Source organism: Hyphomicrobium sp. (genome assembly GCF_047600905.1).
Lineage (GTDB): Bacteria > Pseudomonadota > Alphaproteobacteria > Rhizobiales > Hyphomicrobiaceae > Hyphomicrobium_B.
Genome location: NZ_JASGKD010000001.1, coordinates 3749712 through 3761529, shown reverse-complemented (window position 1 = coordinate 3761529; position 11818 = coordinate 3749712). Strand labels below are relative to the sequence as shown.

The following is an 11818-nucleotide window of genomic DNA, read 5'->3' as shown; positions in this document are numbered from 1 at the left end:
GCGGTAAGAGGACTTACCTCACTTCGTCGATCGCAAACGCTTTGAAGCCCGGCATCATTGAAGCCACCAAGCGTTCGGTATCGACTTGCCCCGTCTTGGCGAGAGCGATGATGGCTTTTGCAATTCTGCACCGGCTCTCATCATCTTGCGTGGGTATGCCAAGCTCCTTGCACGCATGGTCAAACGACACTTGAAGCGCAGTAACTTGCATAGGGTCGAAGCTGCCGAATGTGGCGATCATGTCTGCTCACTCGCTCTGAATCAGGCGGGAGCACACGACATCTCTCAGCCATCAGCGCCCATAATGCTAGCCGATGATGGTCGAACCATACCGCAAGTTCACTCGCATAACCAACGCAATCTGACCGCATTCGACGGTCAATCGTTGATATCCTTGTGATCGTTTGCATCGCCGAGCTTGCTATTCGCGGCAGCTCGATGCTACAGACTGACGCCGCGTAGAGTCCGCAAGCAATAACAAGATCAAACGTTTAGCCTCCGACGACGACGCCCTCCAGCGTGATGGAACGCCGCGATAATGCTCTCCGCGAGAGCAGGCGAATCGATGAAAGACATCATGGCCGCACCCAGCATAAAAATTCACCACGGCGATTTGCCAGCTGGACTGGCGTTTCCCAACGGCGTCGCAATCGATACCGAAACGCTTGGACTCAATCCGCACCGCGATCGCCTCTGTCTCGTGCAGCTTTCGAACGGTGACGGCAGCGCCCATCTCGTCAAATTCAACGGCAAAGACTATGAAGCGCCGCGGCTGAAAGCCCTCCTCGCCGACCCCGCGATCCTAAAGATCTTTCATTTCGCCCAATTCGATATTGCCGTCCTGAAACAGTACCTCGGCGTCGAAACCGCGCCGCTCTATTGCACCAAGATCGCATCGAAGTTGGCCCGCACCTACACGGATCGTCACGGCCTGAAAGATCTCGTCGGCGAACTTCTCGGCGTTGAAATCTCAAAACAGCAGCAGAGCAGCGATTGGGGTGCGGCCGAATTGTCCGAAAGCCAGATGGCGTATGCCGCAAACGACGTCCTGCACCTTCATGCGCTGAAAGCCAAACTCGATGTGATGCTCGCCCGCGAAGGCCGCGCCGACTTCGCTCGTTCTGCATTCGGATTTCTGCCGACGCGCGCCCGGCTGGACCTCGCCGGGTTTGAGGATGACGACATATTCGCCCACTGAGGCCCAATGGACACGGCCAATGGCCGGGAGGTCCCAAAGTCTCCCCAATTGCAGGCGAGATTGACGGATCAAAAGGGGGTGGGGCAACAGCATGGCCAGTATGGCTGCCGCGGCAACTTCGGGCACGACGCAGGGTCGCGGGCGCGCATCCGGCAACAGCATCGTCATCGCTGGCGACCGGAGCCAAAGCCGTCTGGATGCCCACCGGCATTCCCGCCGCGTTCGGCTGCTGCGGTTCGCGCTGCCTCTTCTCGGCGTCGCGACGGCAGCGCTCGCTGCCTTCAACGTTCTTGAGAATGCCGGCATCGGACCGACGCTCCCGCCTCTCGAGGTCCCCAAGATCGTCGCCGACAATCTGAAGATGCACAATCCGCATTACCAGGGCTTCAATTCGGATGGCGGCCATTATTGGGTCAAAGCCGAGACGGCGCAGCAGGATCTCAAGACGCTGACGGCCGTGCATCTGGACACCATCACCGGTGAGCTGACGGATGCGAAAAAACAGAAAACCTATCTCACGGCGGCACGCGGAATCTTCGATAACAAATCGAACGTTCTCGATCTCTACGATTCAATCAACGTCACGGGAGACGGCGGCCTTAACGCCAAACTCACGCGCGCGAAGATTCAAACCAAAGAAAACATCATCACTTCCGACCAGCCCTCGATCATCACGATGGGTGCCGGGAAGATCACATCCAATCAGTTGACGATCCGGCAGAAGACGAAGGAATACACGTTCCTCGATAACGTCCGGACGCACATGCAGCCGAAAGAAAGCGCAGCGGCGACGAAAGACCAGACCGACAGCAATACGCTCCCGTTCGGCAAGCCGGGCCAGCCCGTCGATGTCGCCGCAAACCGTCTCGACATCGATGACGTCAAAAAGACAGCGATCTACACCGGCGGCGTCGTCGCAACGCAAGACAACGCAACGATGACGTCGCCCGAAATGACCGTCACCTACGAAGGCTCGGTCGCGCCGGCGGGCAAAGGCAGCGATCAAGATAAATCGGCGGCACCGGCGGATCCGTCTGGAACTAAGATAAAGCTCATCGTTGCGAGAGACTCAATCGTTCTGAAGCAGCCGAACGGCGAAACGGCAACAAGCGATCAGGCCACATTCAATACCACTGCCAACACCGCTGTTCTCGAGGGCGACGTCGTGCTCTCGCAAGGCGACGATCGCCGTGCTGTAGGCGACCGCGTCGATTACGATCAGGCCGCCCAAACGATGGTGCTTACCGGCCCCGTAGTCGTAACGCAGGGCGCCAACGTTCTGAAAGGTCGCCGCCTCGTCTACAATCGCGCGACACAGAAAATGCAACTCGCCGCGCCCGCAAACATAATGGGAAGCGGATCGCCAGGCCGGATAACGGCGCACTTCGTCAAACCGTCTTCGAAAGCAGGCGCGGCCCAATCGACGGACGACGACAGCAGCGATGGCATATCGTTCGGTGCAGCCTTCAAGACCGATCCCAATTCGCCATACGATGTCGTCTCCGACAAGCTCGATGTCGACGACAAGGCGAAGACGGCAATTTTCACCGGCAACGTCTCTGCACAGCAGGGCGCGATGACGATGCGATCTCAGGAGCTGACGGCCTTCTATACCGGCAGCGCCGGCTTGGGTACGACGGACGGCGACAAGGCTCCTGGAAGCGCTGCATCGCTGACACACCTCACAGCCCGAAAGAAAGTCGTCGTCACCGCCAAGGATGGTCAGACCGCCACCGGCGACTGGGCCGAAGTCGACGTCAAGAAAAACACGACGACGATGGGTGGCGCCGTCGTGCTGACGCAGGGCAAGAATGTCGTCCATGGCACCAAGCTCGTCATCGACATGAACACGGGCGAAGCCACGATCAAAACCGAGCCGACGGCGACAAGCAGCGGAGCGGTCGTCAGCAGCAGCGATGGCAGTGGCGGCGGCGAGGTCTTCAAGGCCGAACGGCCGAGCGCGGTATTCTATCCGGGTCAGCTACGGAAATCGAAAATTCAGGCCGACGGCTGGCAGGTCCGTTCGTCGCCTTGACCCCGCCGCAGAGTTGGACACAGTTCGGGCAGTTACGGACCATGCCGAGGAACGGCGAGGTATTTGGTGTTTAGGGCTCTACCACTCCGCCTGAAATCGAACGGCAAGACGCCGAGCGCACGGACCGGCTACGCCAACGGCAGCGGCCACGCCCCCACGCAGCCACACGCTGCGCCTGACGAAGACCCTCATGCCGTCGGCGCCGATGGCTGGCTGACCGCCTACGACGTCAAGAAATCCTATCGCAAGCGAATGGTCGTCAAGGGCGTCAACCTTGCGGTTGGGCGCGGTGAATCCGTCGGCCTCCTCGGGCCCAACGGAGCCGGCAAGACGACAGTTTTCTACATGATCACCGGCCTCGTCGCCGCCGACGAGGGTCGCATCACCATCGACGGTGAAGACGTGACCAAGCTTCCGATGTATCAGCGCGCGCGCTTGGGCGTCGGCTATCTCCCGCAGGAAGCCTCGATTTTTCGCGGCCTGACGGTCGAGCAGAACATCATGTCGATCCTCGAGCTCATCGAGCCCAACCGCAAGGCGCGCAAAGAACAGCTCGACAGCCTGCTAGAGGAATTTTCCATCACTCGGCTCAGAAAGTCGGCGGCGATGGCGCTTTCGGGCGGCGAGCGCAGACGTTGCGAAATTGCCCGTGCCCTGGCCTCGCGGCCCTCATTCATGTTGCTGGACGAACCGTTTGCCGGCATCGACCCCATCGCCGTTGGAGACATTCAGCAATTGGTTCGCCACTTGACCGAACGCGGTATTGGTGTGTTGATCACAGACCATAACGTGCGTGAAACCTTGAGCCTCATCGACCGCGCCTACATTATTTACGACGGTCAGGTTCTGACACAGGGCAAGCCTTCTGAAATCATATCGAATGAAGATGTGCGACGTGTTTACCTGGGCGATATGTTCGTTAACACCGGCTGAGTATAGATTGCTCCGTATGTCCAGTAACGGAGCAGCGAAGTAGCGTGGCGATTTCAGCGAAATTAGAGCTGAGACAAGGCCAGCAGCTGGTCATGACGCCACAGCTGCAACAGGCGATCCGCCTGCTTCAGCTCTCCAATCTCGAACTGACCGAATTTGTCGATTCCGAACTGGAGCGCAACCCGCTTCTGGAACGCGAGGAAGCTCCCGGCGCAAAGCCAGCGGAAGAATCTCTTAATGATCGTCCCGACGAGCGAAACACCGAGCCGGACGACGGCTGGCTCGACCTGAGGAAACCGGTCCAAGACCATACCGGCGGTCTCGACGTCGACTTCGGCAATGTGTTTCAAGAGCCCGGAACGGGCGAGCCAAATTCAGTGGCCAACGCGCCTTCCGGCCTCAGTTGGGCCAACGTCACCCAACGGATGCACAGCGGTAGCGACGGCGAAAGCGACCTCGAAGAATTCGTCGCCAATCAGGTCTCCCTACGCGAACATCTAAGCGCGCAGCTGCCGATGACGATAACCGATCCGGTCGAACGGATCATCGGCCAATATCTCGTCGACCTGGTCGATGAAGCTGGCTACATACCGCCCAATCTAGAAGGGCTTTCCGATCGTCTGGGTGCACCGCTTGAACTTATCGAAAGCGTTCTGACCAAGCTCCAGACGTTCGATCCCCCAGGAATATTTGCTCGTTCGCTTGCCGAATGCTTGGCCCTCCAGCTTAAGGATCAAAATCGCTACGATCCGCTGATGGCAGCCCTTCTCGCCCATCTCGATTTGCTCGCCAGCCGCAATCTCGCAGGCCTCAAAAAGGCGATCGGTGTCGACATGGACGAGCTCGCCGACATGATCCGCGAGATCAAGCGCCTCAATCCCAAGCCGGGCCTGAAGTTCGGCTCGGTGCAGGTCCAGCCGATCGTTCCAGATGTCATCGTCCGCGCCGCATCCGACGGCGGCTGGCATGTCGAACTGAACAGTGACACTCTGCCGCGGGTTCTCGTCAACCGCACCTACTACACGCGCGTCGCGCGCACGGCGACCTCAGAGAAGGACAAGGGCTATCTCTTCGATTGCCTGCAGACTGCCAACTGGCTGGTCAAAAGCCTCGATCAGCGCGCGCGCACGATCCTGAAGGTCGCCGAGCAGATCGTCCGCCAGCAAGACAGCTTCTTTATGTACGGCGTTCAGCACTTGAGGCCACTCAACCTCAAAGTGATCGCTGAAGCCATTTCGATGCATGAATCGACCGTTTCTCGCGTGACGTCCAACAAGTACATCGCCACGCCGCGGGGCATTTTCGAACTCAAATACTTCTTCACCTCGGCAATAGCCTCGGCGGCCGACGGCGAGGCTCATTCCTCGGAAGCCGTCCGCCACCGCATCCGGCAGCTGATCGACGCGGAAAGCGCCGAGGATGTCCTCTCGGACGATCAGTTGGTCGACCGACTGAAAAACGAGGGCATCGATATCGCCCGCCGAACCGTCGCCAAATACCGCGAGGCGATGCGCATCCCCTCGTCCGTGCAGCGCCGCCGCGATAAGAGATTGGTGGAACGTTTGGGTGGCATGGCGTGAATTTTTGGCCGCTAACCAAATGAACACCCTATATTTTTTGATTACATTCAATTTCCTAAGCGTGATTTGACAGGGGCGGCCGCGCGTCCTATCGCTTGCTCAATACGCCCGGGCAAAGTGGCGGTCACACTTTCCCCATGGGCGTCACGAAAGGTGGCTCGTAACCTCCCCCGGTCCCCCGGGACGCGCCTCGGCAGTGCAGAACAGGCATCTCCATGACCATCCAGATCACCGGTAAGAACGTAGAAGTTGGCGACGCTTTCCAGAGCTACGCGGGCGAAAAGATTCGCTCGGTTTTGCAGAAATATCTCGCGCGCGAAGTGGATGGGCACATCCGCCTGGAACGCGAGCGCGAGGTCTTCAAGACGACCTGTTCGGTGCGCCTGACCAATGGGTTACTGCTCGAAGCCCACGGGGAGGGCGCCGATGCCTATGGCAGCGTCGATTCCGCCGCCCATCGGCTCGAAACGCGCGTCCGGCGCTATAAGGGCCGGATCAAGAACCATTCAGGCGCCGCCGCCCGGCGCAAGGTCGATATCGAAGCCCGCGATTACGTCGTCAGTCTGCACGACGACGATGAGCCCGAGCAGAACGGGGCGAATCCCCTTATTATCGCGGAAGGACAGCGAAATATAAGCAATCTGACGGTCAGTGAAGCCGTCTTGCAGCTCGACTTGTCGGAAGCGTCCTTCATGATCTTCAAGAACGCCGCGCATGGAGGACTGAATGTCGTCTATCGGCGAAATGATGGGCACATCGGGTGGATCGACGCCGATCTGCCTTTGGGGGCAAAACCGAACGGCGCAGCCGCGCCGAAGCATGCGGATTGAGAGTAGGCTTAACTCTTGCATGACAGTGCTGTAGACACCGCCCGGCATTTGGCGCGGCGGACAGCAATGACGGCCATTTCATCGTGGATGGGACTGGGATGAATATTGAAGATATGCTTGCTGACGGCGCGATCATTCCGCGTCTCGAAGCCAGTGACAAGAAGCAGGCGCTTCAGGCGCTCGCCAGCAAGGCTGAGGCCCTGACCGGCGCTAGCGCCGCAGACATCTACGCCGCTCTCCTGCAGCGGGAACGGCTGAGTTCGACGAGCCTCGGCCGTGGCATCGCAATTCCTCATGTGAAGCTGCCGGCGGTGAAAGCGATCACGTGCGTCTTCGCCCGGCTGAGCCACCCGATCCCGTTTGAAAGTCACGACGGCGAGCCCGTGGATCTTCTCTTTTTCCTGCTCGCGCCCGAAGGCGCCGGAGCCGATCATTTGAAGGCTCTGGCGCGCATTTCGCGCCTCGTTCGCGACTCCGCAACCCTCGACGGCTTGCGCAGCGCAAAGGACGCCGAAACGCTGCGCGGCGTGCTGATGAAACCCTTGACGTCTCACGCCGCCTGATCGCGCGACCCGTCAATGCAGGACCAGAAGCGCCCCTAGGCCTATCCCGCCAACCAGAAGGCGCCACCAGCCGAAGAAGGCCAGTCCACGTCGGGAAATGAAGTCGAGCATGTAGCGCACGACGATCGCGCCGGTAATGAAGGCCGCGATAAATCCCAGCACGATATGGCTGACGTCATCGGGCGTCAGGATCGACCAGTTTTTATAGAGGTCGTATGCAAAGGCGCCCGTCATCGTCGGCATCGCGAGAAAGAACGAGAATTCAGCGGCCGTGCGCTTGTCGGCGCCGAGCAACATGGCGCTGACAATGGTTGAGCCTGACCGCGAAACGCCCGGAATCATCGCGAGACATTGCGCAAAGCCGATGATCAACGCCTTCAACGGCGGGATATTCATGACGTCGGCGTAGAGCGGCTGATAGCGCATCCGGTCCACCAACAGCAAAATAACACCGCCGATAATGAGCGAGGCGCAGATGATCAGGGGCGATTCGAAGAGATAGTCCTTGATGAACTTGTGCGCTCCCGCGCCAATGACGACGGCAGGCAGAAACGCAATCAGGACGGCAAAGACGAAACGGCGCGTGCGCGCATCGTGCGGGAAATCAACCGCCAGTCGCCAAAGTTTTCCGGAATAAACCGTCAGCAGCGCAAGAATCGCTCCAAGCTGAATCAAAACCTCGAACGTCCGCCCCGTCGATGAGACGCCAAGAAGCTTTTCAGTCAGAAGCAGATGGGCTGTCGAAGAAACCGGCAGGTATTCCGTCAAACCCTCGATCAGTCCGAGCAATACGACTTGCCAAGTTTCCATCCGCTCTTTCCCCCGGGGACTTCAAAGCGGGCGAGGGTTAGCAGAAAATCCCGATGCGCCAAAGCGGTCGTTTAGCCGAGTTGCCACGGAATCGACGAGACGAAGTGTATAGTGCCCTCGCCGCCACCACAGGAACGCTATGCCTCTGCGCCTTACGCAATACCGCCTCTGCCCACGCTCCCGGTCGATACGGCTGGTGCTCGCCGAGTATCGCATCGAAGCCGAGTTGCTCGAAGAACTGCCATGGGAATGGCGGCAGAGCTTCCTTGCCAAGAACCCCTCGGGCGAGATGCCGGTCCTAGAATTCGATAACGGCTTGATGCTCTGCGGCGCCTATTCGATCTCCGAATTCATTGCCGAGGATCCCTACTTCGGCGCCAACGGCTCCGCGTCCGCCCCACCGGTGCTGATCCCGGGTACGCACGAAGACCGCGCGGAGGTCCGCCGCCTGATCGACTGGTATCATGGTAAATTCGACCGCGAGGTCACCCGCGAGCTGCTGATCGAGAAGGTCTATAACTCGATGCGCCCATCCGGGCCGATCGCGCCCGACCCCGGCGTTCTCAGGGCCGTCCGCGCCAACCTGAAATACCACCTCTCCTACACCGGTTACCTCGCCGATACCCGTCGCTGGCTTGCTGGCGACGATCTGAGCTTTGCCGATCTCGCCGCCGCCGCCCACATCTCGACCTGCGATTACCTCGGCGAAATTCCCTGGACCGAATATCCGGCGGTCAAAGCCTGGTATCAGCGCATGAAATCCCGCCCCGCCTTCCGCGCGCTTCTGGGCGATCGGGTGCCTGGAACGGTGCCACCACTTGCCTATTCGGATCTCGATTTTTAAATGGCGGTATGTCCGAAACCCTGACCGCGCGTTCCGAACTCACAAGCATGCTCCGCACCGAAGCCGTCAAGCTTGGCCTTGACGCCGTCGGTATCGTTCGCCTTGCCGAGGACGTCAACCTTCCCGATCGGCTCGCGCACTTCCTGAACGAGAAGCGCCACGGCGACATGGATTGGATGGAAACGCACGCCGATCGGCGTAGCGATCCGTTGCGCCTGTGGCCCGAGGCGCGAAGCGCCGTCGTTTTCGGTCAATCCTATGCTCCCCCAACCGATCCGCTGAACGCGCTGAAGCAACGTTCGAACGCAGCGATCTCGGTCTACGCCAAAGGCCGCGACTACCATGACGTCCTCAAAAAGCGCATCAAACAGATCGCGCGCACCTTCGCCGAAAGATCGGGAGCTGACGTTAAGGTCTTCGTCGACACCGCGCCGTTGATGGAAAAGCCGCTCGCTGCGAAAGCGGGCCTCGGCTGGCAAGGAAAACACACGGTCCTCGTCTCGCGCGAGCATGGCAATTGGCTTTTCCTCGGCGCCATGCTGACGACGGCGGAACTGGAACCCGACGAAGCGACATCCGACCACTGTGGCTCGTGCCGCCGATGCCTCGATATATGCCCGACGAAGGCTTTTCCTGCGCCCTACCAGCTCGATGCGCGGCGCTGCATCGCCTACCTCACCATCGAGCACAAAGGCCATATCGCACCCGAGTTCCGCGTGCCGATCGGCAATCGCGTCTTCGGTTGCGACGATTGCGCCGCCGTTTGCCCATGGAACAAATTCGCCGGCGCCGCGACCGAGATCAAATACGCGGCTCGCCCCGAAACCGACAGTCCGCCGCTCGCCGAACTACTCGCCCTCGACGATGCCGCTTTCCGCTTGCGCTTTGCGGGCACCCCGATCAAACGCACCGGCCGCGATCGCATGGTGCGCAACGCCCTCATTGCGTCCGGCAACTCGGGTGATCGCGCACTGCTCCGCCACATCGAGCCGCTGATGCAAGATGCCTCGCCCCTCGTTCGCGCCATGGCGATATGGGCGTCTCGACGTTTGGTCGAAGCGCCCGAACTTGCAGCACTGCAGCGCCGCTATCAAAATCTGGAACACGATCCTGAAGTCGCCGCAGAATGGATCATGCCGATGGAAGGTGAAGCGGCATGAGCCACCTTTTTTGTTTCGGACTGGGATACTGCGCAGCCGAGCTTTCCCGCCGTCTTCTCAAGCAAGGCTGGACGATCTCGGGCACCACCTCGCACGCCGACAAAATGTCCGCGCTCGAGGCTCAGGGCTTTGCGCCGTTTCTCTTTGATGGAACCGCGGCGCCCGCTGGCATCGCCGACGCGCTCAAATCCGCGACCCACATCCTGCTTTCAATTCCCCCCGATGACGAGGGCGATCCGGCGCTGCGCCAGTTTGGCGAAGCGATCGCTGCGAGCTCGTCGATCCGGTGGATCGGCTATTTTTCAACTGTCGGCGTCTACGGTGATGCTAACGGCGATTGGGTCGATGAGACGACGGAGCCCAATCCAGGAACCATTCGCGGCCAGCGCCGGCTCAAAGCCGAGCTTGGCTGGGAAGATCTCGCAAAAAAGAGCGATAAATCGCTAATCATTTATCGCCTGCCCGGAATCTATGGGCCCGGCCGCAGCGCCATCGACCAACTGAGGGCCGGCACCGCCCGCCGAATTTTCAAACCCGGCCAATTCACCAACCGAATCCACGTCGCCGACATCGCGACCGCCGTTGAAGCCAGCATGCATCTTGCTGCCGGCACCCACATCTTCAACATCACCGACGATCTGCCTGCGCCGCCGCAAGACGTCATCGAATATGGTGCCGAGTTGCTCGGCGTAGCCTGCCCGCCCGCGACCGATCCGAGCGACGAAGCGCTCTCTCCCGCGACGCGCAGTTTTTATATCGAGAACAAGAAGGTCTCGAACGCGCGCATGAAATCTGAACTCGGTGTTCAGCTTGCCTATCCGACTTACTTTGAAGGCCTGCGAGCCATCGCCGCGCTTACTTCGTGAGGATTTTTGCGGATCGTCACACGTTCTCCGCCATTCCGCCAGAATGGAGAATAATGGTCCTCCCGTACCCGGCGCGGACGGCGCGATGCACGGAACGGCGAGACGCCCATGAAGATCACAGCGCTCCTTGTCGCAATCGCAGCAACATCTGTCTGCGCACTCACGGCGCATGCAGAGACGGTTGATCCCGCACAGGCGATCGCGCAGAAATTCTCCGAAGCCAGCGAAGAGCAGCCGAAATCGCCACAACGCACCTTCGACAAACCCGGCTCGGAATACGAAGAGGACATGCTCCAGCAGGCGCGCATCGAAGAATTCGAGCGCCAGCAGCAGGAGGCCCGCGACACTCCGAAGCCCTCCTCTGCTGCGCCAACGGCGGTCCCGGCCGTTCCAGCCGCAATCGTTGCGCCTCCCGCACCGGCACCTGCACCGAAGCTCGCTGCCCTACCGCCGAAACCCGTTCCCGAGCCGCCCCGCATTGTGGCTGAAGCGCCGAGTCTGACGCCGACTTCCGCCACGGTGCTGCTGGTGCTCGATCCTTATGGGACCGGCCTCGACATTAAGCCGGATCCCATCATCTGCATCGATAACAACTGCTGGCTTTCGAGCGGAATGACATCCCCGTCGCGCCAAATGCCTCGCAACCAAGCTGTTGCGCTGGAGAGCACTGACGATCAAACGGGCGAATCCTGCGCCGGAAAATCGGGCTGCGTCTATCGCAACGTGACGATCGATCCGGCGTCGCGCATCGACGTCATCGAAGTCGGTGAGGGCGGGGGCGCCTCGGTCGGTGCCTACACCGTCGGGCCCGACAAGAGCTGCCGCACCGAAGGCAACGCCTTGCTTTGCAATAACGGGGTAGCGACACAGAACTTCCGAATCTGGATCGTGCCGGAAGCCACTGCCGCTGCGGCTGGCGCGGCAAGTCTTGAGAACGCCGTGGCTGAAGGATTGCCTCCGCCCGAAACGGACACCACATCCGCAAACGACAAATAGCGC

Annotated in this window: 12 protein-coding genes; 10 read left to right on the top strand and 2 right to left on the bottom strand. The window is 60.0% G+C overall.

Translation table 11 applies throughout. The annotated features are described in order from the left end of the window. Positions 1-13: 13 nt before the first annotated feature. Complete coding sequence (locus tag QM780_RS17980) at positions 14-241, bottom strand: hypothetical protein (protein WP_415071800.1); 228 nt, start codon at positions 239-241, stop codon at positions 14-16. A gap of 336 nt (positions 242-577) precedes the next feature. Here QM780_RS17980 and QM780_RS17975 point away from each other — a divergent pair, with 336 nt between their 5' ends. From QM780_RS17975 to QM780_RS17950, 6 genes are all read left to right on the top strand, one after another. Further along, on the top strand, positions 578-1198 hold the full coding sequence (locus QM780_RS17975) for a ribonuclease D (protein WP_415071799.1): 621 nt from the start codon (positions 578-580) through the stop codon (positions 1196-1198). A gap of 91 nt (positions 1199-1289) precedes the next feature. Further along, entirely contained in the window at positions 1290-3233 is a 1944-nt protein-coding gene (gene lptC / locus QM780_RS17970) for an LPS export ABC transporter periplasmic protein LptC (protein ID WP_415071798.1), read from the top strand. Positions 3234-3299: 66 nt separating this feature from the next. Beyond that, entirely contained in the window at positions 3300-4166 is an 867-nt protein-coding gene (gene lptB / locus QM780_RS17965; protein WP_415071797.1) for an LPS export ABC transporter ATP-binding protein, read from the top strand. Between the two features lie 44 nt (positions 4167-4210). After that, positions 4211-5746 carry an RNA polymerase factor sigma-54 gene (gene rpoN, locus QM780_RS17960; RefSeq protein ID WP_415071796.1) on the top strand — a complete coding sequence of 512 codons (1536 nt, stop codon included), beginning with the start codon at positions 4211-4213 and terminating at the stop codon, positions 5744-5746. A gap of 215 nt (positions 5747-5961) precedes the next feature. Continuing rightward, the gene (hpf, locus tag QM780_RS17955; protein WP_415071795.1) at positions 5962-6576 is read left to right on the top strand and encodes a ribosome hibernation-promoting factor, HPF/YfiA family; all 615 of its coding nucleotides are present in this window, start codon (positions 5962-5964) and stop codon (positions 6574-6576) included. 98 nt (positions 6577-6674) lie between these two features. Continuing rightward, positions 6675-7139: a PTS sugar transporter subunit IIA gene (locus tag QM780_RS17950; protein ID WP_415071794.1), complete on the top strand. Its 465-nt coding sequence runs from the start codon at positions 6675-6677 to the stop codon at positions 7137-7139. A 12-nt stretch (positions 7140-7151) separates the two neighbouring features. Here QM780_RS17950 and QM780_RS17945 read toward each other — a convergent pair whose 3' ends face one another. Further along, positions 7152-7949, bottom strand: coding sequence for an undecaprenyl-diphosphate phosphatase (locus tag QM780_RS17945; RefSeq protein WP_415071793.1), 798 nt, complete (start codon positions 7947-7949; stop codon positions 7152-7154). A 139-nt stretch (positions 7950-8088) separates the two neighbouring features. Here QM780_RS17945 and QM780_RS17940 point away from each other — a divergent pair, with 139 nt between their 5' ends. The 4 genes from QM780_RS17940 (at position 8089) to QM780_RS17925 (ending at position 11815) form a co-directional block, all read left to right on the top strand. Beyond that, complete coding sequence (locus QM780_RS17940) at positions 8089-8793, top strand: glutathione S-transferase family protein (protein WP_415071792.1); 705 nt, start codon at positions 8089-8091, stop codon at positions 8791-8793. Positions 8794-8801: 8 nt separating this feature from the next. Next, positions 8802-9953 carry a tRNA epoxyqueuosine(34) reductase QueG gene (gene queG, locus QM780_RS17935; protein WP_415071791.1) on the top strand — a complete coding sequence of 384 codons (1152 nt, stop codon included), beginning with the start codon at positions 8802-8804 and terminating at the stop codon, positions 9951-9953. Beyond that, a complete protein-coding gene (locus QM780_RS17930) occupies positions 9950-10819 on the top strand; it encodes an SDR family oxidoreductase (RefSeq protein WP_415071790.1) in 870 nt (289 codons plus the stop codon). The genes queG and QM780_RS17930 overlap by 4 nt, the downstream gene beginning before the upstream one ends. A 108-nt stretch (positions 10820-10927) precedes the next feature. Further along, entirely contained in the window at positions 10928-11815 is an 888-nt protein-coding gene (locus QM780_RS17925; RefSeq protein WP_415071789.1) for a hypothetical protein, read from the top strand. Positions 11816-11818: the final 3 nt, after the last annotated feature.